25 protein-coding genes are annotated in these 26,555 nt (G+C 42.7%); 2 read left to right on the top strand and 23 right to left on the bottom strand.

Going from position 1 to position 26,555, the window contains the following annotated elements:
- The 16 genes from AC1DWN_RS09935 to AC1DWN_RS10010 all read right to left on the bottom strand — a co-directional run.
- The coding region (locus AC1DWN_RS09935; RefSeq protein ID WP_477558740.1) for a sensor histidine kinase at positions 1–1,603 on the bottom strand (1,603 nt) is incomplete at its 3' end.
- A gap of 195 nt (positions 1,604–1,798) precedes the next feature.
- Positions 1,799–2,581: a DeoR/GlpR family DNA-binding transcription regulator gene (locus AC1DWN_RS09940; RefSeq protein ID WP_477558741.1), complete on the bottom strand. Its 783-nt coding sequence runs from the start codon at positions 2,579–2,581 to the stop codon at positions 1,799–1,801.
- An 82-nt stretch (positions 2,582–2,663) separates the two neighbouring features.
- Positions 2,664–4,595, bottom strand: coding sequence for an ATP-binding cassette domain-containing protein (locus tag AC1DWN_RS09945; RefSeq protein WP_477558742.1), 1,932 nt, complete (start codon positions 4,593–4,595; stop codon positions 2,664–2,666).
- 144 nt (positions 4,596–4,739) lie between these two features.
- A complete protein-coding gene (locus tag AC1DWN_RS09950) occupies positions 4,740–6,098 on the bottom strand; it encodes an aspartate aminotransferase family protein (protein ID WP_477558743.1) in 1,359 nt (452 codons plus the stop codon).
- The gene (gene phnX, locus AC1DWN_RS09955; protein WP_477558744.1) at positions 6,098–6,901 is read right to left on the bottom strand and encodes a phosphonoacetaldehyde hydrolase; all 804 of its coding nucleotides are present in this window, start codon (positions 6,899–6,901) and stop codon (positions 6,098–6,100) included. Before phnX ends, AC1DWN_RS09950 begins: the two co-directional genes overlap by 1 nt.
- Before the next feature lie 34 nt (positions 6,902–6,935).
- On the bottom strand, positions 6,936–7,517 hold the full coding sequence (locus tag AC1DWN_RS09960; protein ID WP_477558745.1) for a CehA/McbA family metallohydrolase domain-containing protein: 582 nt from the start codon (positions 7,515–7,517) through the stop codon (positions 6,936–6,938).
- 57 nt (positions 7,518–7,574) lie between these two features.
- Positions 7,575–7,892 (bottom strand): PHP domain-containing protein, encoded by a 318-nt coding sequence (locus AC1DWN_RS09965; protein WP_477558746.1) that lies wholly within the window; start codon positions 7,890–7,892, stop codon positions 7,575–7,577.
- Positions 7,889–8,872: a PHP domain-containing protein gene (locus tag AC1DWN_RS09970; RefSeq protein ID WP_477558747.1), complete on the bottom strand. Its 984-nt coding sequence runs from the start codon at positions 8,870–8,872 to the stop codon at positions 7,889–7,891. Before AC1DWN_RS09970 ends, AC1DWN_RS09965 begins: the two co-directional genes overlap by 4 nt.
- Positions 8,873–9,128: 256 nt before the next feature.
- Positions 9,129–10,076 (bottom strand): NAD(P)-dependent oxidoreductase, encoded by a 948-nt coding sequence (locus AC1DWN_RS09975; RefSeq protein ID WP_477558748.1) that lies wholly within the window; start codon positions 10,074–10,076, stop codon positions 9,129–9,131.
- A gap of 32 nt (positions 10,077–10,108) precedes the next feature.
- On the bottom strand, positions 10,109–11,038 hold the full coding sequence (locus AC1DWN_RS09980; protein WP_477558749.1) for a sugar phosphate isomerase/epimerase family protein: 930 nt from the start codon (positions 11,036–11,038) through the stop codon (positions 10,109–10,111).
- Positions 11,039–11,773: an HAD hydrolase-like protein gene (locus AC1DWN_RS09985; protein WP_477558750.1), complete on the bottom strand. Its 735-nt coding sequence runs from the start codon at positions 11,771–11,773 to the stop codon at positions 11,039–11,041.
- 25 nt (positions 11,774–11,798) lie between these two features.
- On the bottom strand, positions 11,799–13,124 hold the full coding sequence (locus AC1DWN_RS09990) for an extracellular solute-binding protein (protein ID WP_477558751.1): 1,326 nt from the start codon (positions 13,122–13,124) through the stop codon (positions 11,799–11,801).
- 87 nt (positions 13,125–13,211) lie between these two features.
- The gene (locus AC1DWN_RS09995) at positions 13,212–14,039 is read right to left on the bottom strand and encodes a carbohydrate ABC transporter permease (RefSeq protein ID WP_477558752.1); all 828 of its coding nucleotides are present in this window, start codon (positions 14,037–14,039) and stop codon (positions 13,212–13,214) included.
- Between the two features lie 9 nt (positions 14,040–14,048).
- Positions 14,049–14,936: a carbohydrate ABC transporter permease gene (locus AC1DWN_RS10000; protein ID WP_477558753.1), complete on the bottom strand. Its 888-nt coding sequence runs from the start codon at positions 14,934–14,936 to the stop codon at positions 14,049–14,051.
- Positions 14,937–16,091: an alkaline phosphatase family protein gene (locus AC1DWN_RS10005; RefSeq protein WP_477558754.1), complete on the bottom strand. Its 1,155-nt coding sequence runs from the start codon at positions 16,089–16,091 to the stop codon at positions 14,937–14,939.
- A complete protein-coding gene (locus AC1DWN_RS10010; RefSeq protein WP_477558755.1) occupies positions 16,088–17,176 on the bottom strand; it encodes an ABC transporter ATP-binding protein in 1,089 nt (362 codons plus the stop codon). The genes AC1DWN_RS10005 and AC1DWN_RS10010 overlap by 4 nt, the downstream gene beginning before the upstream one ends.
- A gap of 242 nt (positions 17,177–17,418) precedes the next feature.
- Between AC1DWN_RS10010 and AC1DWN_RS10015 the strand changes: the two genes are divergently transcribed.
- Entirely contained in the window at positions 17,419–17,970 is a 552-nt protein-coding gene (locus AC1DWN_RS10015) for a GbsR/MarR family transcriptional regulator (RefSeq protein ID WP_477558756.1), read from the top strand.
- A gap of 276 nt (positions 17,971–18,246) precedes the next feature.
- Here the strand turns inward: AC1DWN_RS10015 and AC1DWN_RS10020 are convergent, their stop codons facing one another.
- Positions 18,247–19,128 (bottom strand): helix-turn-helix domain-containing protein, encoded by an 882-nt coding sequence (locus AC1DWN_RS10020; protein ID WP_477558757.1) that lies wholly within the window; start codon positions 19,126–19,128, stop codon positions 18,247–18,249.
- A gap of 149 nt (positions 19,129–19,277) precedes the next feature.
- On the opposite strand from AC1DWN_RS10020, the gene AC1DWN_RS10025 reads away from it, so the two are divergent.
- Positions 19,278–20,819, top strand: coding sequence for a glycoside hydrolase family 31 protein (locus AC1DWN_RS10025; protein WP_477558758.1), 1,542 nt, complete (start codon positions 19,278–19,280; stop codon positions 20,817–20,819).
- A gap of 94 nt (positions 20,820–20,913) precedes the next feature.
- On the opposite strand, the gene AC1DWN_RS10030 is transcribed toward AC1DWN_RS10025, so the two are convergent.
- The 6 genes from AC1DWN_RS10030 to AC1DWN_RS10055 form a co-directional block, all read right to left on the bottom strand.
- Positions 20,914–21,261: a thioredoxin family protein gene (locus tag AC1DWN_RS10030; protein WP_477558759.1), complete on the bottom strand. Its 348-nt coding sequence runs from the start codon at positions 21,259–21,261 to the stop codon at positions 20,914–20,916.
- A 163-nt stretch (positions 21,262–21,424) separates the two neighbouring features.
- Positions 21,425–22,555, bottom strand: a complete 1,131-nt coding sequence (locus AC1DWN_RS10035; protein ID WP_477558760.1) for a glycoside hydrolase family 88 protein — start codon at positions 22,553–22,555, stop codon at positions 21,425–21,427.
- A 94-nt stretch (positions 22,556–22,649) separates the two neighbouring features.
- Complete coding sequence (locus AC1DWN_RS10040; RefSeq protein WP_477558761.1) at positions 22,650–24,059, bottom strand: sulfatase family protein; 1,410 nt, start codon at positions 24,057–24,059, stop codon at positions 22,650–22,652.
- Positions 24,060–24,109: 50 nt separating this feature from the next.
- Complete coding sequence (locus tag AC1DWN_RS10045; RefSeq protein WP_477558762.1) at positions 24,110–24,985, bottom strand: carbohydrate ABC transporter permease; 876 nt, start codon at positions 24,983–24,985, stop codon at positions 24,110–24,112.
- A gap of 24 nt (positions 24,986–25,009) precedes the next feature.
- Complete coding sequence (locus AC1DWN_RS10050) at positions 25,010–25,897, bottom strand: ABC transporter permease subunit (protein WP_475811056.1); 888 nt, start codon at positions 25,895–25,897, stop codon at positions 25,010–25,012.
- Positions 25,898–26,001: 104 nt separating this feature from the next.
- The coding region (locus AC1DWN_RS10055; RefSeq protein WP_477558763.1) for an extracellular solute-binding protein at positions 26,002–26,555 on the bottom strand (554 nt) is incomplete at its 5' end.

The raw sequence follows: 26,555 nt of genomic DNA on the forward strand, positions 1-26,555 counted from the left end.
CTGTTACACTCACTAGTATAGATGCCCCATTAAAAGTTACATCAATATCAATCTGGTTGTCAGTACGATCTGTTCGAAGCCCATGCAAAATATAGTTTTCTATAACAGGCTGCAGCGACATCTTTAATACTTCTTTACCTTTTAGCGCTGACTCGCACTTCACTGTATAAGAAATTCTATCTTTATAACGGATTCGGAATAGTTCCAAATATAATCGACAGGCTTCCAGCTCGTCTTGCATCGTATAATTTTCTTTTTTCTTCACATAACTTTTGAACAAAACTGACAAACTGTATATCATCTCTCCAACGTCGCCGGCACCCTGTGAGACTGCCCTCATTCTAATAACCTCTAACGTATTGTATAGAAAGTGGGGATTAACTCTTGCTTCCAAAGCGGCTAGCTCCGTATGCTTTTGCTTAATTTCCGCCTTATATACTCGTCCGATATACTCATTAAGCTCTTCCAGCATATCATTAAAGCTTTTGGCAATTTGACCAAGCTCGTCTTCCTTCACATCATCTATACGAACGGTTAAGTCGCCCTGTCTTACTTTGCGAGTAAAACGAATAATTTTTTGTGTCCTTTTGGCAAAATTACTAATGAACAGAGCAGGAATTAATATAGCGAAAATAATGCAAATTAGACTTATGGTCAGAATGGTCGTTCGTACTCCCTTGTACGAGTCGTTCAGCTCGCTTTTCGTAACCGCGCTAAGAACCGTGAACCCTCCCTGGCTGTTGGTCTGCTTACTAAAAATCATATCACCATCGTTTTCCTCATCATTGTAGTGCGAGTTGACCTGTTCGAGATAGGGATATTTCTTACCATAATAGGTATTTGTCGAATCAAAAAGAACATCACCTTTCGCCGAAAGCACAATAATAGAGCCCATAATGCTATCTTCATAATTAGAAAGGCTTTCGTGAATTTTATCTGTTTCGAAATATACAAGCAGCTGACCTATATTACGGAGAGACTCCTTATTGTTAATGGGTACCTGAACGGAGAATAGCGGTGTATCCGGAATTTGCAGCGCTTTCATTAGCCAGACATTAGGAACAGAAACATTAGAGCCATTCTCCAAATACATCGCTTCCGGAATTAAGGACCTGGCTGCATTGGCTGAAGTTATTTTAAACTGTTTGTAATGATTGTAGGTATACAAATGCTGCTGATCTGCACTGTATAGGATCAGACTTTGGATATCTTGATCGTCCTCCATCTGGTTTTTGAAAAACTGCACTACATCAGCGGAAGAACTATTTTCGCTATAATATCTATTCAATCTATGTTTGACATAATCGGGATAAGGGTTCTCCATCAGATAAGCCATATTGAACGACAATTCCTCGTCCCTGTACATATTCATCATCATCGTTTGTACCGAATCATATTTTTGGCTCATGTAGGTGCTCACACTATCGATTGCCCGCCTTTGAATGTCCAGTTGTCTCTGGAGAGCCGCTTCCGACATAGATAGGTACATTAGATAAGAAAATGTAATAATAGTAACAATAGTGATAGCGGAAAATAGTAAAATTATCTTCATAAATAAATTATTCTTTATATATTTCTTATAAAATTTACCATAAATCATCATGTCCCCTCCTCTACCGGCTTTATTATACCACGGCTTATCATGGATGCCACTCTGCTTCGTATGGTAAATACTCACTACATTTTATAATCTTAATAGAATAGACCGCTTGGCTCAAGGATCAAAGTGACATACTTTGATCCTTGAGCAAGCAGCCTGATTAAAAACCCAATTCAACGTTAGGGTTTTATGATTCTTCTATTGCGAACTAATCCATCTCACATTCTTTTTCTTAAGCGCTGCAGCCCACTCTTTTGGCGGGGATTGATCGGATACGATGATATGCACATCTTTTAAGTCGGCAATTTTGGCTACTGTTCGTTTAATGACTTTAGAACTATCTGCCAATACTATGGTCGTCTCGGAGCATTGCATTAACTTCTTCGTGAAGACAGCTCTGTCGTAATCATAGCTGGTAATACCATTCTCCAAAGAGACGCCATCAACAGAAATGAAGGATTTATTTACATAGAAATCCTCCATAATTTTCTCGGCAATCGCACCTGATACACGCAGATGCTTCGCATTTACTTCTCCGCCTATAAAAATAATTTTACCGTCGAAGGTGCCGCGTTTATGATGTTCGATTAACAGCATAAGTGCCGGTATGGAGCTCGTTAGTATCGTTAAATTGCTCTTGCTTTCCAAACAGTGAATGATCTGCAGCGCAGTGCTGCCTTCATCAATCACAATGACATCATTGTCCTCAATTAGCTCCGCAGCCAATGCCCCGATTTTGCGCTTGGCCTCTGCATGAATAAACTCTCTCTCGTAATGGGCGGGTTCCACCTCAACCTTGAATTTAACCGCACCGCCATACACTTTTTTTAATTTATTTTCTTTCTCAAGCTCATCAAGATCCCTGCGGATCGTCTCTGTTGTCACCTCAAAAAGCAAAGAAAGCTCACTCGCACTCACTTTGCCTTTTTCGTTGAGTAGAGCCATAATACTCTTTTTTCTCTCTTCGCCCGCCAGTGACACTATGCTTCCTCCTTTTTTATGAACAATTATATCAAAGTTGAGGATTAATAATAGTGTCCGTTCATAGCCGGCCCACTGAACATCAACGATACTGCAATAAGTTATTCCCATTTGCAGTCATATCAAATAGATGAAACTTACTGTCCTTTATTTTAAGAGAAATGGTATCACCAGCATTTATTTCTGTTTCATTGTCAGTCAGCAGTCGAATCATGGATTCAAGGTGTCCCTTCGGATCGGTGGCCTTCACCAGCTTTCCGCTGCCTAGATGCTCGACCAAATCCACTTTCATCCGGATGGCTTGCTTGTCCGAAGTATCGCAAAGGACGATATCATGCGGTCTGATGCCAAGCTGGACTGACTTCTCCATATGCTCACTTTCCAGCCTCCGGTGCTCTGGAAGGGTATACTCAAAGGCATTAGTTACAACAACCTGTTCGCCTGCTTTTTCTGTAAGTGTCCCCTTTATCAGGTTCATAGGAGGATTGCCTAGAAAGCTTGCTACGAATAGATTAATAGGGTGATTAAACAGCTCATTGGGCGGCGCGTATTGCTGAATTCTGCCTCCATTCAAGATTGCAACGCGATCGGAAATCGCAAGTGCCTCCTCTTGGTCGTGGGTAACAATAATCGTCGTAACTCCCCAGGCCCTCTGCAATTTACGAATTTCATCACGCACATCCAATTTTAATCGCGCATCCAAATTGGACATGGGCTCGTCCAGCAGCAAAATTTGCGGATTTTTCGCCAGAGCGCGAGCCATCGCTACACGCTGCTGCTGTCCGCCTGATAGCTGGGCAGGCTTACGGTCAAGCAAATGATCGATTTGCACGATTTTACTAACCTCTTTTGCTTGCTCATAGGCTTCTTTCTTAGGAACCTTTCTTTCTCTGAGCGGAAATGCAATATTCTCCCTCACCGATAGAGCCATAACATGCTCAATTAGTTTTTGTACATACGGCATTTCAGAATCGTCTACTGTCGGTCCTACGTAGATCATAGCTGGATTGCCATAAGAAACCGGCTTGCCGCCTTTTGTGGCAGAGGGGACAGGAATCCAAACTACGTTCTCATTAAACCACGTGTTATAGCCTTCGATGTCATCCTTCATCCCGTTAGCTTCACGCATCATCTGATAAAATTCGGTACGAGCGAATTCCGCGAAAATTTCTCCTTTTACAAACATCGGAGCTGCTTTATCCGTATCCACATCACCTATGCCTTCATTAATAACTCCGCGTTTCACGGCATCGGACCAGAAGGCGTATACCTCTTTAGCTTGAGGCGCTAGCACCATTTTATTTTGTTCCGCGTTGTAGTTGTAATTGCCAAATGCGTAATTCCAGCCCTCAAACCTAGTGTCTTCTACCGCAAAGCCAACTTTGACCAGCTTCTGCTTTTTCGCTTCGTCTGCCAAGTTGACGAGATCCGTGAAGGTAAAGTCTCCGCTATCCACGCGACCCTTTAAACCATCCATTTGCTCTTTCGTCCACCCCAAGCCTTGAAGCGCTTTGCGGCTAATGAATACAGGGGAAGCATCCATATCTTGAATGACGCCATAATAATGTCCATCGTATTTCATAATGTCCGTGTAAGATTCAGGGACATTCTTAAACACTTCCGAGTTTTGAACCCAATCGATATCACGAATCAATGCAGCATCCCGCTGCCATCCGATATCCACGCTGGAGTTTATGAAAATATCCGCAGTTTTGCCCGCTTGTGATTGAAGAATAAGCTCATCATCACCAATTCCCGGCCACCAGTCGATTTTTACCTGGACATTTTCTGCCTTCAGTTCATCGTTCAGGCGCTTCTCCGCTTCAATAAAATTGTCTTTACGCGCACCCCAAGTATTCTCACGCACAGAAATGGTAACAACCTTTGGCTTTGCCTCTTTATCTGTGCCGTTTACACTTGCCTGCCCGCTGTCTGAATTGTTATTTGAACCGCATCCTGCTAATAAGCCAACGCTGATAATCACACTTAATGCTGTAGACGTAAGCTTCTTCATTTCTTTGAATCCTCCTCCTACTCTCTATACTTCTAATAAGTAAGTATCTCGTACAATAAGAGTATAATTGGCAATTGTAAAAGGAGGATTAAATACACGTTAATAAATTGTTTTGTTGTTGTTTCATATATAAATAATGTTGTATTAGTGGGGGAATACTTGAGAAATTGCGGATTCGATGATTTGCAGAGCTTCTTCGATTTGTTCCTGCATTGTAATTAATGGCGGTACTAACGTTAATACGTTGCCATTTGACACTTTAAAGCTTAGCCCCTGCTCCATGCAGAGGTACATAACCTTTTCGGCGCCCTCTGTCGCTTCTTCTTTCGTTCGGCGGTCGGTTACTAGCTCAATAGCAGCGAGCATGCCAATAATACGGACATCACCAATAACCTCATGTTTATCCTTCATTTCAGTAAGCCGCCGCTCTAGATATAAGCCTATTTGTACAGCGTGCTCAAGCAGACCGTTATTCTCAATGTATTCGATTGTCGCCAAAGCTGCCGCGCAGCCGACAGAGCTCTTCTCATGCGTATAATGTCCGAGAGAAATATCCTGTGCCACATCAAGACCTTCACGCGCAATAATGCCCGCCATCGGAAATACCCCGCCTCCAAATCCTTTGCCAATAACTACAATGTCAGGAACGATATCGTAATGCTCATGAACAAACATTTTGCCCGTTCTGCCAAACGCCGTAGGAATTTCGTCCAGCACAAGCAACACGCCATATTGATCGCACAATTGACGCAATCTCTGAAAGTAAGCTTTTGGAGGTATTTGAACGTCCGTGCTGCGTATCGGCTCCATGATTACAGCACCAATATCAGTCTCCCGCTTCAGCATATATTCCAAGTAATCCAAATATTTTGTACCATCCCTATCAGAGTCTCCGAAGAAGCTGCGATAGGAATTGTATGGCATCATATGCTCCGTTCCTGGCAGCAAAGGCCCCATACCATTTCGAAAGACACCTTCTCCTCCCACTGAAATGGTATCTAAGCCAGCCCCATGGAAAGAATCCCAGGTCGATATCGTCTTGAATTTACCCGTTGCTTTACGGACAAGCTTCATTGCAACTCCGATAGCGCTTGTGCCGCCTGGCGTGAATAATACTTTGTTCAGATCGCCAGGGGCTAGCTCATCCAGCTTCCGAGCCAGCCGAACGGCAATCGGACTTGTATAACGCCGAGGCAAAAAGGGCAGTTCATCCAGCTGTTTTTTTACCGCGTCTATGACGTAGCTATTCTTATAACCGACCTGATGCACGCTGTTGCCGTGGAAGTCCATATACTTGCGTCCATCGTGATCGATCAAATAAATGCCCTCCGCATCCGTAATGACATTTAGGCAGGGGGTCGACATCGATTGATGCAGAAAATAGCGGCTGTCCTCATCTAAAATATCTTTTGTCTCGCGGCTTAAATTCGCATCCTGCCATTGCTGGCGTTTCTCGGATAAATTAATATCCCCCTCAGTTCTCTGAAAAGACTTTATTTCCATTAAGGTCTGTCTCCTCCCGCCATATGGTTGTTGACAGCTTCAATGATACCCTTCAGCTCGGACATATTCTCTATGGCATAATGTGCTCCGCATGCGATAAACCGCTGCTTTGCAGCCTCTATTTGCTGCTTAAGCGTTTCTGGTTCCATTTCATTAGCCTCATCCTGCGTTAACCCTAACATCGAACTGCCTTTAACGATGCCGACCGCCCATACTCCGGCATTTCTCGCCTCCAGCATATCCGACTCCGTATCTCCAACTTTAATAATTTGAGCAGGCATTCCCATATCCAGTTCAAGGATATTGGCGTATATCATATAAGGAAACGGCCGACCTTTACCCTTCACAGAATCAGGCGTCAACCAGTAATCCGGCGCGTAGCCGTTCTCCTTCGCTTTGCTGGCGATAATTTGCATCATTTTATCGTTATAGCCCGTGGTGCCGCCAATTTTTAACCCCAGCTGCCGAAGCTGCTCTACGGTATCCACGACATGCTCGATCGGCTCAGCAAAACGATTCAAAATTTCAAGCAGCTTTGGCTCAAAGGCATCATGTAAAGCATCCACATCGTTGTCATTGAATGGGCGTCCCATCTTCTCCTGAAACAGCCTTCCGATACGCGGCATCTCCAGCATCTGCTTAATATGATCCCACTTCAAGCACCCCATCGGAGCCCGCACTTCATCCATAGTCGGCTCAATGCCGATTCCTCTGAATATATCAAAGAACACATGCACTGGTGCCATGCATCCATAGTCCACAGTCGTTCCTGCCCAATCGAATATAATGCCTTTTACTTTCATGATCTTCTCACTTCCTTCTTCATGCTTCTTATATCTACTGCAATTCATCAGGGAAAATAGGATTTGACCAAGCGACATTCCCTTCAAAGTCAACGCATTCCACACGAATATATTGTTCTTTTCCATCTACCCTGTACATTCCGCTAGTAATAGGAGAAGCGTCTTTATTGTATAAAGTGCGGCCATTAAATGGATGCGTGATAAATTTAATAAACTTCACTGGGGAGCATTCTATTTTCAAAAGACCGTCCTCCACACGCAGGTCATAAATTTCCGGACCATTGGAAGAATAGAACTCGCCTTGTTTAAGAGTGGTAATAATAGACTGCTGCTGTAGATTTTCTGCTTCTACACAAATCCAGCCGCCGAAGAACTCCGAAATTGCAGCATCAATTTGCCCGCCATGTGCATCATCCGCAGCGACACCGTACACTTTGCGCCCGTTTTTCAACAATTGATCCCAATGGCCTACGCCATAACCAACTGCTTCATCGAGCTCCGATTGGTGATTATAAATTTCAATCGCAAAATAGCCTTGAAGCTTCATCAAATCCTCTGCTTTGTTTCTAGACCATTCCGGATGGTTCATAATAATCAAATTCCCTTTATGCCGCATCTCGTCAATCATGCTTTGGATAGTGTCTACACTTTCATAATCCGGCTTTTCATGCTCTTAGTCATGCTCGAATTCACAAGTTGAGCCTAAAGATTGATCAAGGAGCCCATGCACATGATATTGCTGCCCCGCCTTCTGCCAGCTCATTTCACAAGCCATTTCATAGCCATCGAGCATAATAAATGATTCATCATCATAAGCGTCTGATTTGAAATATATTTCATGATCACTCAAGCACATAAAATCATAACCTTTATCCTTATAGGCTTTAATGACAACCTCAGGAGCATACTGCCCGTCGCTGCGTGTGGAATGCGTGTGGATGTTACCTTTATATTTGCGCTTGTTACCGTTCAAATAGATTTTCGATTTCATTCCTGCCCTCCTCCTTGTAGTAAGTCAGATACGAACACCGGGTTGGACCAAGCAACTTTCCCTTCGAAATCGATACATTCCACGCGAATATACTGCATATCCTCTTCAATCTCCATCGATGCGCTGGTCATCGGCTCACCGCTTTCGAAATTTCCGTAAAACGGTCCTCGCTGCGGAAAGGCTTTGAACATAATAAATTTGCATGGGGAGCACTCAATCGTAAGCTCGCCATCTACTACTCGCAGATCGTAAATCTCCGGACCGCTGCTGGAATAGAAGTCACCTTGTTTCAAGCTTCTTACGATATCAACATGAGTTAGGGCCCCGGACTGTACCTGCACCCAGCCTCCGCCGTATTCAGGCATTTTCCAATTGGGATTATGTCCATGGGAATCATCTGAGGCAATGCCAAATACCCTCTTGCCATTTTGCAGTGCATGATCCCAATAAGCCGCTCCATATGAACTGGTTGTCGACCATTCTGTGGCGTGATTATAAATTTCTATCGCAAAAAATCCATTATATTTCACCATGTCATCAAAACGAGTTAAGTGCCATTCCGGATGGTTGAAGACAACTAAATTACCATGTGCGCGCATCTCATCTATGAGCAATTGCGGTGAATGATCCCCTACCCAAGCAATAGGAACGGGGAATTGTTGTAAATGCTCGAATCTGTCCAATTCTGAATCTACAGTAGGGTCGTCAAGAACACCGAAATGATAACCTGGATTTTTATCCTCAACGGGATTTAATCCTCCTCGTTCCATTCCGGGAAGGGTAATAAAATCAGCAGTGTTGAATTCATCCGTTCTTGCGTAGATTTCATGGTCACTAATAGAAATGAATTGGTAGCCCTTTGCTTGAAATGCTTTTACTACCTCAGCCGCCGGCAGGTCTCCATCCGACCAAGTCGTATGCAGATGCAAATTACCTTTGTATTTCATCTTATTTCTGTCCAAATAAACCTTATTAATCATCGCAATCCCTCCTACTGATATTCAAACTGTTTTCATGTTGTTTTATATTGATTCGTGTTGTATTCATCATACAGCTGATAGATACCGATTTTCAATACATTGCCGAATATTTAACAATGAGATAATAAAATTTATCGCCAGCTGACAATAAAATAAGGCAAATTCCCATTCAGCATAAACTGGGAATTCGCCTTAGCCTATAAACATAAACAAGCTGACATCGGTTGAGACTGATGTCAGCTTGTTTGTTTAGTATTTAACTCTGTTTGACGATATTCAGGTTATTCAAAGGAGGTTCATTTTGTTGGATTTTTGATATATTCTGAACAAAGAAACGATACCTCGTTTCATGAAACTTCGTCCCATCCGGCATACCTGCTGTATGAGGAGTAAGTACAACATTTTTCAATTGTCGCAGTTCACTGTCAACACTTAACGGTTCTACACTGAATACATCCAGACAAGCTCCACCGATGACGTTATTTTTTAAAGCTTCAATTAAATCTGCTTCGTGTACAAGAGGACCTCTCGCCGTATTCACAAGCAGCGCATTTGGTTTCATTTTAGATAAAAAGGTTTTATCCACTAAATTTCTTGTAGACTCGTTCAGAAAAATATTAATCGCAATAACATCGGAATTTTTAATGAGTGTGTCCAAATCTACCATTTCAACATCATCACTCTGAATATTTTTGTTCGTATCATACGCCAGCACGTTCATCTTAAAAGCTTTAGCTAGCTCTGACACTCGAGATCCAATTGCGCCAAAGCCGATTGTTCCGATTGTCTTCCCCATCAGCTCGCCGCCAACGTACTCCAACTTCGTCTCATCTGCCCCATTCTTCAAGGAACCATCCAGAAACGGAATGTTCTTATAGTAGCTCAGAATGAACGCCATAATATGTTCGGATACAGCATTGGCATTTACTCCAGCCGCATTGCTAACCCAAATGTTGTTAGCCGTACAAGCTTCAATATCCACATTATCATAGCCCGCACCCGTTTGAACAAACTTCAAACGATGAGCTTTTTTCAATAGAGCTTCGTTCACCTCGATATGCTCTGGAATCAATACATCTGCCTCACCGATGAACGCCTCAATGTGCTGAGGCTCGATGATCTGAATCGTCCAGCTCTGCGGAAATGATTGAATAACTCTTTGCTTCGAATAATCGTTAAAGTAACCTGTTATTAAAATATTCATTTATACCTCAACTCCCCGCTGTTAACCTTATATTATGCTTTGGCCCACGCTTCATAGAAAGTCCGTTTTATATTGGCAAGAACCAGACCTACAGGTTCATCACCCAAGCGTCCTACCTCAAATGTAATCACGGGCCTTCTCGTTGGCTTTGGCCTTTTGAAAAAATCAATATCATTCAAGGTGGCAATAAAGCTTGTCAACTCAGCAACGCCCACTTCCGAATCCTTGACTCCAAACGGGAGGTGCTTATCGCCAAAATAGCTCTTTTGTTTATCTTTGATATAGCTGTTGCCAATGTGAATATGTGTTAAATAATCCTTAGCAAGCCATAATGATTTATTAGGGTCTTCCCCCATAAGGGGGAGATGGCTTTGATCTAGCAAAAGACCAAAGTTACTATATTCGCTACCGATGATTCGGGCTACATTCACCGCCTCATGGGTAGGTCCAAGCAAGTAGCGGCGATCCATATGCCGATCCCCGATCTCCACGGAAATACAAAGCTCATACGTTTCCGCCTTTTCCTTCGCATACTTGCACAGCTGCTTGGCCGAATCAATAAACGCATCAATACCCTGCTGCTTGGTCTCTTCTCCTTCAAACTTTCCCGTTACGATATGCATAACCTTAGCATCCATTTCGTAGCAATGATCTATCAGCATATAACATTTCTCAATGGACTGGTTTCTGATGACGGGGTCCAAGGAGCTTAAGTTGATAGACAACTCTCGAAAAGCATCCCCGCCATTAAACAGAATGTCCACACCACTATACTGCATATAGGTTTTGGCAAGCTCCCTTGCTTTCTGATCAGCGATATAGGAGACTTCCACCGCTGTAAAGAAGGGGTCTTCCAATATCGTGAGCAGACTTGCTATCATCCCCTCAGGCTTGTCCTGCTGAAAGGGAAATAGCTTTGGCAGCACGATGCCGATACTTGCCGTTTTCTCCAGTTGCTCCATCTATACAACCTTCCCGGACATGATAAGCTCAGGAAGCTCCTTCACCGTATGAATCACATGCGTATGATAATATTTACCCCATACTTCAATTGGAGTTGAACCTTGGGTTACGCCTATGATAGCTTTGCAGCCCGCATTGTATCCTTCGAGCATGTCCGCAGGTGTATCACCGATCTTGATTACTTGTCTAACATTTTGTACATTCAAATATTCCATCGCTTTGAAAACCATAAACGGAGCCGGCCGGCCTTTGCCCTCTGGAACCATGTCTAGATCGACCGCATAATCAATTAGTCCGTCTCTTACCCAGCCCAGCGAATCCATAATGACCTTATTAATCTCCTTATGAAAGCCTGTTCCTGTCGCGACCTTGATTCCGTTTTCCTTGCACCATCTCAGTGTTTCAGTAGCGCCCTCGATCTCGCGGCAATTCTCTTTGTAATAAGCAATCATATATTCTGTATATTTCTCATATAACTTGACCGCTTCCTGAAGCGTTGAGTCGTCGATATCGATTTCGAAGTTTTTGAAATCAATGATATTGCCCTTTGTTCTAGCAATTAAATATTGATAAAGATGAATTTTGTTTGTACCCATATGCGTGCTGATTTCATCCCTGGTGACATCTAAGCCAAAATCAACTGCTGCTTGATAAAGACAATCTCTCACTCCGTTATTATCCTCTACAAGTGTTCCTGCCAAATCAAAAATTGCCAATGCGATACCGTTATTCATTTGTCATCTCTCCTAGTTGTTATTTTTATTTGTTTTGAACTTTATTAAGCTCTTCTTGCGCTTTTGCTTTCGCTTCTTTTAATACTTTTTCTGCAGGCATATTTTGAATGAGAACTTTATCCTTCGCTAATTCAATTTCAGCATAGATTTTGCCACCTGTCGGATCTACATAAGGAGCAATACCATTCGCTTTTACTTGTTCCAATGGAGTCGATAAATAAGGATTTTCCTTCATTTCGTTTTGGAAAATTTCAGTATCAACCGCGCTGTTCCGAATTGGAATATAGCCTGTTTCTACAGCCCAATAAGCTGTTCGATCAGCTTCCGAGAAGAACTTCACAAATTCCCAAGCACCCTTCTGCTGCTCGATCGAGGAATCCTTGAATAGGTTGAACACAACAGATACGGCTACCGGTCTTGGCTTGCTTCCGTTAAATCCTTTTTGCATTCCTGTTGCCACTTTCGTGAAGTCCAGATCGCCACCATCACCGGATGAGCCCGTGTATCCCGCAGACTTCCCATTCATGACATTGTCAATCGTCTTGTACCACCATTCCCAGCCATTCCCTCCATACACCGTTTCCATCGTTTTATCGTCATGAATCAACTTCCGAATCAGGTCCCATGCATATATCCACTCTTCTGAATCAATCGTAACCGTCTTGCCGTCTTCGCTGACGATGTCGCCACCTGCTGACCGTGCATAATCGATCATATGCTCCGCATACCACATAACGGACCAGCCAAAGATATCTTCTTTCTCCTTAATAAGCTTCGCTGCTTCAGCAAATTGCTCGAAGCTTTCTAGAGAATCGTAATCAATGTTATATTTCTCGAAAATATCTTTACGGTAATACATCATTTGCGTCGAAACATAAGCCGGAACAGCTAGAGTCGACTCCTCATACTTACCCTGCTCCAACAGAAGAATATCGTCCTTGTTATATTCCGGTTGACTAATATTCTCGTCTAATGGAAGCAAAACATCGTTTTTGGCCAGCTTCATAAATTCAGGGTAGCCATTAATAGCTAACGCGGGCGGCGCACCTGCCGCAAGTGAAGCTTGCAGCGCCTGCAATGTTTCACTGTAGCTCCCTTGGACGATTGGTACAATTTCATACTTTTCATTGCTGCTGTTAAAATCTGCAATGATTTTGCTCATTGTCTCCCCAAGCTTGCCCCCAAGACCATAGTAGAACTCCAATTTGGTTTTCTCTGTGGATTTGGATGCTGTATTCGTATCCTTTACCGGTGAGGCGTTATTCGAGCAGCCGACTATTCCCGTCAAAATTATTGCAGAACACATCACGGACAAAATTGTACTTTTGACAGTTCTTTTCCGATTATTCATCGTATACTTCCTCTCAGAAAGATATTTTGTGGGTATAATTACGAAATACGGACATTTCTCTGGAATAAGCTAAGCTACATCACCACCTTATTTGTTGACATAAAGACTTGCCATTGACTTAATTATTTTTTTATTAAAAACCGCCAATAGAATAAACAAGGGCAGCAGCGACACAGCACACGCAGCCATTGCTAGAGGAAAATCCATTCCATAGCCTGCTTGACTCATAAATAATCTTCGCAAGCCAATCGTGACGAACATATTTTCTTCTGTCTTGATTAGTAAGGACGGCCACATATAGTTGTTGTAGCTATAAATAAATGTAATCAATACTAATGAAGCAATGGCGTTTTTGGAATAAGGGATATACACGGTGAAGATTAGCCTCAAATGCCCTGCCCCATCCAATTTAGCCGCTTGAATCACATCATTTGGAACCTGAACAAAGGTTTGTCTCAAGAAGAAAATCGCAAAGATGCTTATAAATTCACTGAAAATATAACCTATGTGAGTATCCAAGAGATTCATTTTAGAGATCAGAATAAATGAAGGAATGTAAGTTACGGCTGCTGGCAGCATGTAGGTTGCCAATATAAGCACGAAACAAAATTGCACCCACTTCTTCTTAATTGCTGTGAATACATAAGCCGCGAAAATAGCTGATAATATTTGAAAAACAATAATGATTATGCTGACATACATACTGTTCCATAAATAAAGCAGCATCTTCGTTTCTGTAAATACTCGGATGTAATTCTCAAAATGAAAGGTTGTCGGTAAAATATGACCGCTATAAATCTCTGTTTTCGGTTTGATAGATATCAAGAACATCCAAATAAACGGAAACACCATAATGATGCTTAACAAGGTTAACGCTGCATAATTGATGACTTTTTTTAATCTTGCCCAGTACAAGTCCTCACCTCATCTCTTAACTAGTAATTTGGTTATGAAGTAGAATAAGGCACTGATCAGAAGACAAATACCTAGGAAAATAATTGCCAAAGCAGAAGCTGGACCTGTTTCATACCACTGAAAAGCTAATACATAGAAGTAGTAGAGAATGGTCGAGGTCGCACCCGCCGGCCCGCCTTGCGTTAAAATATAAATCTGATCATAGGCTTTAAGTGAATCCAAGGTGAACAACATAATCAGAAATATAAGAATCGGAGATATAGCCGGCAAAGTAATTTTAAATAACTTTCTTAGCCCTCTTCCCCCATCCAAATCATTCGCTTTCTCTACCTCCGGATCTAATTTGGCGAGTGCAGAGGTAAGCAACAAGATAGCAAGCCCTAAATACTGCCAAACCGTTACGACGATAACTACGATCATAGCGGTAGTTTCGCCACCCAGCCATTCAATAGGAGCTATGCCTACACCTTTCAAAATGGCATTAATAATGCCCGTATCTTTATCAAATATGCTGACCCATACCATTGAAACGACGACAGTTGGTGTGATCCATGATGAGAAAATAGTAGCCACAAAGAAGGTACGAAGCGCTTTTATTTTGCTCAGCATAGCAGCCACGAACAGCCCTATAACGATTGGCGGGATCACTGTAAAGAGAGTAAACACCAGCGTATTCTTTAATACTTTCATAAAAAATGAATCGTCCATGAAATCCTGATAGTTGCCCATTTTCACATATTCAAATGTGGGTGAAATGTAGTTCCAATCCGTAAAGCTGATGTGGAACGTCTTGATCATCGGATATATCCAGAAAACAACCAATGGAATTAGTGTTGGCAATAGCAGCGCAAGCGACCATAGGTTGTCCTTCACATTTCTGCTGTTTAACCTGACCATCTACTCATGCTCCCTAATGATGTCTTTGATTTCCGTGCTGCTACAATGGTGAGGAATTTGAAACAACTTCGCTATCGTAGGTGCAATGCACGCAATATCGTGTTGTTCCATCCTTTCAATTTGTTTGATCTGGTCACCGATACAAACCATAAATCCATTCATTTCATCGACATTGGCAGGATGATACCCGTGCAAGCTTTTCATATCCTTGTATTTCGGCTGCTCCGGCGCAATGATATCCTCTCCGCATACCGTATGATTCAGATCCAATATGCCGACAGGTTTAAATTCTGAACTATACTCATCTTCTACCTCATGAAAGTGATTTACTTGAGCCAAACGATTAAAATAGTCCATAATTTCTTTGTTTTGTTCCTGCCTAAGCGAGCTGTAAAACAACATAGACCCGCTCCCATCGCCGACAAATCTGATTTGCTTGTTAAACAAATGTTCTCGCCAGCGGCTTTGCGCCAAAATCTCATTCGGATAAAAGAAGGACTGAACATCACTTTGTCCATGATCTGAAAATACAAACAAGTTGTACGGGAGCCCAGAAGCTTTTAACAAAGCGGCAATTTGATCGATATATTCAAGCAGCCTGCCCAGACAACGTTCTGCCTCTATTGAGTCCTTCCCATATTGATGAGAAAGGGCATCATAACCGATAAACCTTGCAGCGATAAAATGATACGCTCTGGATTCAATCGCCTGCATCGTTTCACGCTGTGCTGAGTTATCAATTTCATCTACAGAAGCGATTCCTTCAATCCTTTTTTTACTGCTTGATTCCGTAACTAAATGATCGATATAAGGGTTGCCAGCCGTTAACGGCCAATGGATACAGCAGCTCTTCAATGCATGCTTTGCCAGAGAAAAAAATAAGGTTTGGCTGTGTAAAGCTTCATTGCAAATGAGCTCATGGTCGTCATACAACGATATTCTTTCCATTGTCTTAGAACGAGCCACAATATTATCAAATACGAAATGTTTATTGTGATTGCTTCCCGTTATAGCTGTCGCATGAGCATTAAATGTAACGGAAGGGAAGGTTGTGATCATTTTCTCGCAGTTTGAAAATCCATTATTTATAAAATGCTGCGCATAGCGTTCAAAGATGTTATAACTCAAACCATCTAACGAGATCAGAACATTCATTGGATGCTCCTTACATTTTTTTGCGTATTTTTGTCAAACACCTTAACATGGTTTGCATGTATCCCCACGTTCAACTTTTGGCCCCTTGCATAAGTTTCAGTAAAGCTTTTTTTCACAAGAAAGTTGATCCCCTTATACTTCAGGTGCACTAACACATCCGTACCGATAATTTCAGTGAACAAAACATCCATGACTAATGCATTATTGGTGTCTTCCGTGATGTAGCAATGCTCAGGTCTAATCCCCGCTACAACCCTGGGATGGTTATAGATGGTTTCTATAGGCAGGTTTGTTTCCAGTAAGACACCATCTACATCCGCATCGATTTGCCCATTTCGTTCAACCAGAACAGCATCTAAGTAATTAATTGGAGGTGAACTGATGAAATTAGCGACGAACATATCCACGGGGCTATCGATTATTTCCATGGGAGTCCCAATTTGCCGAAACTTTCCGTCTGCCATAATTGCGATTCGATCGCCAAGCGTAACAGCTTCCACCTGATCATGAGTCACATAAATAAAAGTGGCGTTTAAGCGCTCATGCAGTTTTTTAATTTCAATTCTCATTTCATTTCGTAGCATCGCATCCAGGTTGGATAACGGCTCGTCCATCAAAAAGACTTTCGGCTCTTTAACAATGGCCCTGCCAATTGCTACGCGCTGTTTTTGTCCACCTGATAATTGGCTAGGCAGCCGTTTCAACAAAGGATTGATTTGCAAAATATCCGATGCTGCCTTAATTCGTTGTTCCCTTTCGGCTTTTTTCACCTTTTTTATTTTCAAACCGTAGGCCATATTCTCAAATACCGTCATATGTGGATATAGAGCATAGTTTTGAAAAACCATCGCTACCCCGCGATCTTTAGGCTCTACTTCATTTACACAAACATCCCCAATACATATTTCACCTTGTGTGATGTCTTCTATGCCCGCAATCATTCTAAGCAAAGTCGATTTTCCACATCCCGATGGTCCGAGCAGCACCAGAAACTCTTTGTCTTTAATATCCAAGCTAATATTATTTAGTGTGTGTTTATCATTCGTATATTGTTTTGACAGTGACTTCAAAGTTATACTCGACATGATGAAAACCTCCTGATCCAATTTACTTAGGTGCAGCTGTGTATTCTTCTATTCAATTTTTCTTTTACGTTTGGCTGAAATGTCATATTAAGGATTTGTAATTGCCTTCTGTACAAAATTTATTGTACACTCAATGTAACCTTTAATTGTTAACTGATCATCAACCTCATTTTAAGTTGTTGTAAATCTACACACACACATGCGGGATTTCTTTTTTTTAAAAAAGGAGTGTTAAGAAGCTGATGATTACGAAGACTCAAGAAGGGGATTCCCCTCGCCGAAGCGAGCTGCGCGCTCAAATCATAGAAGCCATCGCGCAAACAATGGATTTGTACGGCGCTAACCATTCGTTCGGCAAGCTGTACGGTATTATGTTTTTCGAGGATAAGCCAATGACGCTTGAAGACATGAAGGAATATATGAATATGAGCAAGAGCAATATGAGCTATGCCATCCGCTCGTTACTGGATTCCAAGATGGTCACTAAGCTGAAAGAAAAGAAGGACCGAAAGGATCAATATGCAGCGGAAACTGATTTTTTCGTAGCGTTTCACAACTTTTTCACGATGAAGCTGCAGCGGGAAATCGATGTCATGCTAAGCTCGATTAACGAGGTCATTCCCGAGCTTTCGGAAATTATACTTGCTGAGGATACCTCCGAGGAGGAAAGGCAGGAATGCCTTCGTGATCTACATAAGCTGCGCCACGGAGCCAGCTACTACAACTGGCTGCAGCAATTCGTGAACCGGATGCGGGACGGAGATTTTGTAGATCAAGCGACCGACCAGAAATAGCGCTTTAGAACAAACAAAATAAGGCTTCAGAACACACAGGCTTTAGAACAAACCGTATTTATCTTAAAGGTCTTCAATATTTAACACCGTATTTAAACCAGTTACATAAAAAATTATCGAGGTGCGCTTCTGGGTCCCTTGCTCAGCATGAGCTTCAGCATTTATTCAGCAAGCTAGCGGATCGCACCGACAGTCACAACGCAAAAAACTCAAGCAATTAGCCTGAGTCTTTGTTTGTTTATTTTATAGAAGCATAAGCTAGCACGTTAGATTACTTCACCGCAATACCCGCTTGCGGAACTGCATCGGTGTACAGCCACGATGCCGCTTGAAAAGCTCATCCAAATAATGAATCGTGCTGAAGCCTGTCAGCTCTGCAATCCTTGTGATCGACAAATCCGTTTCTCTAATCAATTCCTCTGCCTTACCGACGCGATACAGCTGCACATACTCATTGAAGGTACGGCCAACCCCATCCTTAAACACTCTGCAAAAATGGTAAGGGCTCATCTTGGCGATACTGGCTGCTTGACCAACAGTTAGCTTCTCTTGATAATTTCCTTCTACAAATGAAATGACATCCTTCAATCGTTCCACTTTATACCGTTTGGCTCCTCGCTTGCGATCATTCTCATCTGACACAGAACCGTAAAAACGGGCGAGCTGCATCAGTAAAATTTGCAAATGTGCTTTAACAGTAGGCTCATAACCCTGCTCACGACTCACAAACTCTTCGATCACGGATTTTACTATGCTCGTCAGCACTTCATAATGGGCATGACCAGATTGAAGCAGGGTCGGTAAGTTTAACTTGCCCGTCAGAAGAGCACTATACTGGGCACTGCTCAGATCAGAACCAAGCATTCGGTGTCTATCGAGCAAGATCGTGTAATATTGTGGCGTCTCATCCATGACATACCCGCTGTGAATAAGACCTTCCCCGAGTAAAAACAGGTCCCCAGGGACAGCTGTATAGGATACGCCCCCGATATGCAATTCTCCGGTTCCCTCGAAAAACAAAATGATTTCCAAGCATCTATCATGCCAATGAGGATGAAATAACGTCATGCTGGAGCTTTCCGGAACAAATAAATTGAACGGATAAATATCATTTAGCATCATCATATATTGGTTCGAGCCCTCAGTCGTCAACTTCAATCTGTCTATTCCCTCCTAATCGCAATATTGTGCAATAAAATCGCAAGAAACCTAGTATATTTTATTCCCGATTGTATCCTATCATGTAACTAAAGGAAAGTGTTTAGCGAAATAGTAGAAGTCACTTCATAGAAGGAGTAGATAATAGCATGATGAAACAAAATCGACTTGAAATTGAAAGGCTTGAAGGTGAATTTTGGTGGGGAGGAGATATTGATGACGGTATTGTTATGCCCTTTGGACAAGCGGAACATAGAAGAGATTTGATCCACGAGGGAAGAGGCAATCAAGCCGTGCCGTTGCTTGTATCGAATAAAGGGCGGTATGTTTGGTCAGAAGAGCCCATTCGTTTCAACTTTACAGAAGGACTCCTAACCGTAGAATGTGAAAGTGATGGAGGACTGGTATTCAGCGAACATCATGATAACTTGCAGGAAGCATTCTTAGACGCATCTAAATCGTACTTTCCACCTTCCGGTTCCATTCCAGACGAGCTCTTTTTCACTGTTCCACAGTATAATTTATGGATTGAGCTTCAGTATGAGCCCACCCAAGCAAAGGTCCTTTCTTACGCGGAAAGTGTGCTTGCCAACGGCATGCCGCCAGGCGTTATTATGATTGACGACAACTGGATGGAAGACTACGGTGTCTGGAAGTTTCGCGCCGACCGCTTCCCTGATCCGAAAGCAATGACAGAACAATTACATCAACTTGGCTTTAAAGTGATGTTATGGACATGTCCGTTTGTAAGTCCTGACAACGCCGCTAACTTCCGATATTTAGAACGGATGGGCTATTTACTGAAGGATGAGCATGGAGAAACGGCGATTCGCAGATGGTGGAACGGTTACAGTGCCGTGCTTGATTGCACAAATGATGCTGCTGTTGCGTGGTATGACGGCGAGTTGAAAATACTAATGGATGATTACCATATCGATGGTTTTAAATTCGATGCCGGCGACCCGCAATTTTACCGCAAGTCCGATAAAAGTGCTGTACAGCTTCACCCGAATGGCCACTGTGAAGCTTGGGCAAAAATCGGACTTCGTTATCCACTTAACGAATATAGAGCCAGTTGGAAAAGCGCCGGCCTTCCGCTCGTCCAGCGCCTCGGTGACAAAAACCACAGCTGGAATCGTGATGGCCTTGCCTCACTGATACCAAACGGCTTGGCGCAAGGGCTTGCCGGTTACGCCTTTACTTGTCCCGATATGATCGGCGGCGGCCAAATTGGCGATGTAGAGAATAATCCAAATTACAAGCTGGATCAAGAGCTGTTCGTCCGTTACGCCCAATGTTCAGCGTTATTTCCGATGATGCAATTTTCTACTGCGCCATGGCGCGTACTGGATGAGGAGCATTTGTCATACTGCATCCAGGCGGCGAAGCTGCATGAAGACTTTGGTCAAACAATCCTAAGTCTGGCGAATCACGCGGCGCTGACGGGGGAACCCATCATTCGACATATGGCCTATGTATTTTCGGAAGGTGGTTACGAACAGATTAACGATCAATTCATGCTGGGAGATCGTATTCTCGTTGCTCCAATTGTTGAGAAAGATGCGTATAGCCGAACGATCACGTTCCCAGTCGGAACATGGCAGGGAGACGATGGTAGTAAGGTCATCGGTCCATGCTCCATTCAAGTTACTGCGCCGCTTTCCCGATTGCCTTGGTATCAGTCCATATAAGCTGCTTTTGAAGGAGGGGAGGGACCTGCCCCTTCTTCATCCGAGTAGGATTCTGGGCAGAAAAACCACAACATTCAAGATTGTGGTTTTTTGCCTAGCTCATGCCTTTCATAATTCTATACAAATAATCGACGGATCGCATCGCATATTCGTATCGCACGGGTTCACCATTTTTAAGCAATACTAGGCATGGCACACTTGTAATTTTCCAATCATTACGAAGCTTTGGGGCGTAATTTATATTTATTTTGTACATGGTTACAGGAACATCCGCAGCAGCAACAACTTCCAGCATCCGCTCCGCCACTTTACACGTTCCGCAGAACGGAGAAGTGAATAATAAGGCGTCCTGACCATTTCCAATTCGATTTAAGGCTAGCCATTCATCTTCTTGTATTTCTTGTATGCTCATAAGTGCTCTATCGTTCCTCTCTTTCCACATCGACTTGCTTCCAAGTAGACATTCTTTCTTCCTCCTATAAAGTTTATCATGATGGTTCCATGATTTATAGCCGCATCAACACAAAACAACCCATAAGTGGGTTACTTTTTTCAAAGTATCCTGCTTATGGGTTTTCTAATTTACCTAAGCCACTCCGTATCGCTTATTCGTACCAATAGCCTTTATGCCCTTTTTCAAGCCGCATTAACGCCTCTAAATAATAGTAATCGCCCCATATTACAAAGTCATCAGGAGATGAATTCCCTCTAACATGATAAGATCCATGCTTCAGAAGTCCTTCCACATCGTTGTCATTGATGGTGGAATAATGATTAACCAATCCGCTCATCGAATTTTGCAATCCCGTTTCCAACTGTTCACGGGCACTGTCATCCGCATCCAAATGGCTGAGCAGTTCGATAATACCGCAAGCAACAATTGCTGAAGCCGAGCTATCCCTCGGTGTATTCACTTCAACTGGTACATTGAAATCCCAATAAGCTACATGATCCTCCGGAAGCTGCTGCAGAAAATAGAGCGCTAATCGCTTAGCCGTTTTAAGATATGCGGCGTTTTTCGTATAGCGGTAGGATAGCGCAAAGCCATAAATCCCCCATGCCTGTCCACGAGTCCACGTCGATCCGTCCAAATAACCTTGATGGGTGCCTCCACGAATAGAGTCTCCTGTTTCTTGATTGAAATAAAAAGTATGGTAAGAGGAGTCATCGCCCCGAACTAAGAAACGTTGGCTTTGATTCGCCTGACTTATCGCCACCTGCAGGTAGTCATCATTTCCCGTCTGCTCATAAGCCCAATATAGCAATGGTAAGTTCAGCAAGCAGTCAATAATGATTCGCCCGCCATTCACGTCATCACCTTCGGGACCCCATGCCTGAATAATCCCGCTTTTTGGACGCCAACGGGTCATAAGATGATCAGCGGCTTGCAGCGTCAATTGACGTGCCGGCTCATCCTTCTCTATCATCCACTGCGCCTTTGACGACAAAGAGTATAGGAAGCCGATATCATGATGATCAAGCTCCACCTTTTGCTCAAGTCTCGTCTTGAAGCTCTCAACGGTGCGACGAGCAGCATTTTTAAACATTTCGTTTCCTGTATATTCGTAGCAAAGCCACAGTATTCCGGACCAAAATCCATCCGTCCAATCTGTATTCGCATTTAATTCATACTTAATTCCACCATCGATACTAACATGGGGAAATTGATCACCGTACCGTTCTATATTTCTTGCTGTTTTGTTCACAGCATCCTCAATAGCTTGCTTCCATACCATGATTATTCTCCCCCTGATCATYGTTAATGGATGATATTGGATTAATTCTTAATGGAATTTTACTATAGGATGAGATGATAGTTAAAGGTATTAATCAAAATAAAAACGAATCATTCATTTTTGTTAACCAATTTATGAGTTCTGCCTCAAGCTGCTTCGCCAGATCATGCTCGGCCGCATTAATAATTCGAATAGGATTAACTTGGTAGGGGTCCTCCACATTATCATACAATAGTCGCTCTATAGGCTCATCCGGAGCATAGCCTTTGTGAATGACATAGGTGTAACGATGCGTCCGCACGCCTCTCCAGCCATATCGTTTATTATCGAGCCCTAAACCAGCAAAATGCTCAATAACTTCCTTTCGTCCAGGGAATGCTGAAATAAAAGCAGATGTCACTTCAACATCCGCTTGCTTAAGCAAGACAGGAGAATAATCAGTCCCTTCTACCTTCGCGGGAACAGTCAACTTCATTAATCCCAATAATGTCGGCATAATATCTACACTATTAAATAACAAATCCGTTCTCCCGCTAGCAAGATGACCATTCCAGCGCATCGCACATGGAATCCCTATCGATTCCTCATGCCAGGAATGCTTGGCCATAAGTCCATGAGAGCCCAATAACTCACCATGATCGGCAGATAAAACGACAATCGTATCTTCCTCTAATCCCAGTTCCTTAAGGTCATTCATGATACGAGCGAACTGATCATCCATGCCCGTTATAGCGGCCCAGTAATCCCGTGTATAACGCTGAAGATTATCCATACCTCCTGCAATCGGCTCGCCGGTATGTGCCATCAAATGCTCAGCCTTTACATTCGGTCTTAGAACAACTTCTCTATTTTCGTACAGCTTCTTATATTTATCCGGAACAAGCTCAAATGGACTATGCGGAGGATTCCAAGATAGGAACAACGCAAAAGGCCGATCTTTATCATGATTACGCAGATAATCTAAAGCCACATCCGTCTCATGCTCTAGCGACCACTGGTTGACTTTAATTTGCTCATGACTGTCCTTCCAATAATGAGGAGTGAGATGGTTATCATCGGCTCCGTAAGAATACCAGAAATCGAAGCCATGCCGCTTCGGTCCCGGTGGTGTATACGCATCCCAGTCTTTCGCTCCGGATAACGGTTCAGTTGTTACGTTCAGTTCAGGCAGATCCAGATGCCATTTGCCAATATACCCTGTATCGTAGCCCGCCTGCTTCAAAACGTCCCCTATGCAAATTTCCTCAGGGCCCAGCATGATGTCAGCACCAATCTTACAATTGGTGTAGACACCGGTAGACTGCGGATATTTCCCCGTCAAAAGTGCTGCGCGATGCGGAGAGCAAAGGGGGGTACAGCTGATCGCATGATCGAATATCAGATTATTGCTAGCAAACTCATCTATATTCGGGGTAAGAACGGGATCCTCATTGCTGTAGCCAACAGCTTGTTTTCTCCATTGATCGGCGAATATATAAAGCAAATTGGGTTGTTTGCTGCTCATGATCCATCCCCCATTCTTGACACCGTATTTTCCCATTAATCATTCCTATACTAGCCCTTTACAGCACCAGCAGCGATTCCTTCAATGAAATGATCCTGTGCAATAAAATAAATGATAATCGTAGGAACAATTGCAGACACGGCTGCCGCCATCAGTGGTCCGTAATCAGTACTGAATTCAGATTGAAAGTGCTGCATGCCGAGCTGAAGTGTAAATAGCTTGTCATCACTTAAATAGATTAGCGGTGCAAGAAAGTCATTCCAAGCATGCATAAAAGTAAAAATAACAAGGCTTGCGATTGCCGGTCGTGTCAGTGGAAGGATGATGCGCATATAGATTCCAAACTCATTAAGACCATCAATTCGGGCCGCTTCAGATAGCTCTTCCGGTATAGCCATAAAAAACTGACGGAACAAGAAAACGCCGAATGGACTAAATGCTCCTAACAAAATGATCGCCCAATGTGAATTCATCAATCCAATTTCCTTAATAAGCATGAACTGCGGGATCATCATCACTTGATAAGGAATCATCATTGTTGCGATATAGAGGAAAAACAATTTATCTCTCTCCGGAAACTTCACCTTCGCAAAGGCGTATGCCGCCGATGAACACGTTATAATTTGCAGCACCGTAGTGATTACGGCGATTTTTATCGTATTGAAATAATACACAGGGAAGGGAATCTCACTCCATACCTTCACATAATTCGACCAGTGAAAAGTACTGGGAATCCACTGAATAGGAAAGCTGAATATTTCTGCTTCAGATTTCAATGATGCCGATACCATCCATAAGAGCGGAATAACCATCGAAAGGCTTGCAATAATTAGTACGGCATATAGCAATACTCTTGAAGCGATTTTCATAATATGATTCTGTTTCTTGGGCAGAGACAATGTTGATGCTTGTGCAATTCTATTCATAGTTTGTCTCCTTTCTATCAAAAATCAATAATTGACCCATTTTTTCTGGCCTCTAAACTGAATGATCGTGATAAGCATAATAATCGCGAACAATACATAAGCCATCGATGACGCATATCCGTACTCGTAGCTTTTAAAAGCGGTATTGTAAATGTCAAATACAAGGACGTGGGTAGAGCGTCCAGGCCCGCCCTGCGTTAAGACATAGATCAGATCAAACACTTTGAATGAATTGATAATGGCAATAATAATGGTAAAAAATATAATAGGTGACAGCATAGGCAACGTTACATTTTTGAATTGGGACAGCTTGCCCGCTCCATCAATTTCAGCAGCTTCATACAGATCTCTCGGAATGCCTTGCAATCCAGCTAGAAATAGAACCATATAATAGCCAATACCATGCCAGATGCTTACGATAATGACAGAGAAAAGTGCCCATTCCGTAGATGCCAGCCAAGTAGGAGGATTATCAATGCCGATACTGCGGAGCAAGCCGTTAATCGGACCCATTGACGGATTGAATAGCAGCTGCCAAATGACAGCAACTGCGATTGTCGCTGTAATATGGGGTAGAAACATCGCTGTACGAAATAGCTTTAGTCCTCTAACTCCTCTGTTTAATATCGAAGCGAACACAATAGCCAGCAAGATCGTCACTGGAACAAATACAATCGTCATAATTAAACTATTGGCTAAAGAAATACCAAACGTTTCATCGGTCAACAGCCTTTTGTAATTATCCAAACCTATGAACTTAATGTCTCCAAAACCGTTCCATTCGGTAAAGCTCATATAAAACGATGCAAACACCGGAAAACAAATAAAAATAAGAAACCCTATTATATTGGGCAATAAAAATGTATAACCCACGAGCCGATTTCGCCTCACGACTGCCTTGGCTGTTTTCATTATTTCAGCTCCTTTATTGATAGCAGAACGTCACTTGGTGCAAGTGACGTTCTGCTATCAAAATTTCCATGATCAAAACATGATTATTTGCTAGGTTGGTACTCCTATTCGTACTTATCTGCCCATTCCTTCTGCACACGTTCAGCAATTTTCTGAATCGCCTCTTCAGCAGTTTGCTTACCGACTAACGCAAGCTCTCCTTCTTGCTTATAAGCTCCATTTACAAGAATGTTCTTCACGCCTGGCAGAAACGGATATTCCGGGTATTCCCTTTGCTCAACGAAGTATTTAATATGCTCAGGCTTGCGGCTTCCGTCGCCAATATACGTTTTCTTAATCTCATCGTTCGTATAGCCTGTTAAGTAGCCTTTCGAAGCAAACAATTTTGCGCCTTTCGGACCGGTCATATATTCGATAACCTTGAACGCTTCTTCTTTATTTTTCGACTCTTTATTAATCATTAGTGAAGTAGGTGCAGCCAAACTTGTATTAGCCGGCACTCCTTCAGGATGCGGAATAGGTACGACATCCCAGTCAAAATCAATTTTCTTCTCATCTTCCGCTTCTCTCAATTGAGCCACATGCCAGTCCCCAATAAGATTCATCGCTACATTGCCCTTTTGGAATGCTGAATTGTAGTGTGCTGAAGTTGTAATTC

This window comes from Paenibacillus sp. P4_A7, assembly GCF_056402455.1.

Excerpts from the sequence above, each read along its gene's own strand:
- AC1DWN_RS09945 (WP_477558742.1), bottom strand. The coding sequence starts at position 4,595 with ATGAAGAAGCTTACGTCTACAGCATTAAGTGTGATTATCAGCGTTGGC.
- AC1DWN_RS09985 (WP_477558750.1), bottom strand. The coding sequence starts at position 11,773 with ATGAATAACGGTATCGCATTGGCAATTTTTGATTTGGCAGGAACACTT.
- AC1DWN_RS10045 (WP_477558762.1), bottom strand. The coding sequence starts at position 24,985 with ATGAATAGAATTGCACAAGCATCAACATTGTCTCTGCCCAAGAAACAG.
- AC1DWN_RS10000 (WP_477558753.1), bottom strand. The coding sequence starts at position 14,936 with ATGGTCAGGTTAAACAGCAGAAATGTGAAGGACAACCTATGGTCGCTT.
- AC1DWN_RS09980 (WP_477558749.1), bottom strand. The coding sequence starts at position 11,038 with ATGGAGCAACTGGAGAAAACGGCAAGTATCGGCATCGTGCTGCCAAAG.
- AC1DWN_RS09950 (WP_477558743.1), bottom strand. The coding sequence starts at position 6,098 with ATGGAAATAAAGTCTTTTCAGAGAACTGAGGGGGATATTAATTTATCC.
- AC1DWN_RS10035 (WP_477558760.1), bottom strand. The coding sequence starts at position 22,555 with ATGGTATGGAAGCAAGCTATTGAGGATGCTGTGAACAAAACAGCAAGA.
- AC1DWN_RS09990 (WP_477558751.1), bottom strand. The coding sequence starts at position 13,124 with ATGAATAATCGGAAAAGAACTGTCAAAAGTACAATTTTGTCCGTGATG.
- AC1DWN_RS09975 (WP_477558748.1), bottom strand. The coding sequence starts at position 10,076 with ATGAATATTTTAATAACAGGTTACTTTAACGATTATTCGAAGCAAAGA.
- AC1DWN_RS10005 (WP_477558754.1), bottom strand. The coding sequence starts at position 16,091 with ATGAATGTTCTGATCTCGTTAGATGGTTTGAGTTATAACATCTTTGAA.
- AC1DWN_RS10040 (WP_477558761.1), bottom strand. The coding sequence starts at position 24,059 with ATGAGCAGCAAACAACCCAATTTGCTTTATATATTCGCCGATCAATGG.
- AC1DWN_RS10010 (WP_477558755.1), bottom strand. The coding sequence starts at position 17,176 with ATGTCGAGTATAACTTTGAAGTCACTGTCAAAACAATATACGAATGAT.
- AC1DWN_RS10050 (WP_475811056.1), bottom strand. The coding sequence starts at position 25,897 with ATGAAAACAGCCAAGGCAGTCGTGAGGCGAAATCGGCTCGTGGGTTAT.
- AC1DWN_RS09960 (WP_477558745.1), bottom strand. The coding sequence starts at position 7,517 with ATGCGGCATAAAGGGAATTTGATTATTATGAACCATCCGGAATGGTCT.
- AC1DWN_RS10030 (WP_477558759.1), bottom strand. The coding sequence starts at position 21,261 with ATGTGGAAAGAGAGGAACGATAGAGCACTTATGAGCATACAAGAAATA.
- AC1DWN_RS10025 (WP_477558758.1), top strand. The coding sequence starts at position 19,278 with ATGATGAAACAAAATCGACTTGAAATTGAAAGGCTTGAAGGTGAATTT.
- AC1DWN_RS10015 (WP_477558756.1), top strand. The coding sequence starts at position 17,419 with ATGATTACGAAGACTCAAGAAGGGGATTCCCCTCGCCGAAGCGAGCTG.
- AC1DWN_RS09965 (WP_477558746.1), bottom strand. The coding sequence starts at position 7,892 with ATGAAATCGAAAATCTATTTGAACGGTAACAAGCGCAAATATAAAGGT.
- phnX (WP_477558744.1), bottom strand. The coding sequence starts at position 6,901 with ATGAAAGTAAAAGGCATTATATTCGATTGGGCAGGAACGACTGTGGAC.
- AC1DWN_RS09970 (WP_477558747.1), bottom strand. The coding sequence starts at position 8,872 with ATGATTAATAAGGTTTATTTGGACAGAAATAAGATGAAATACAAAGGT.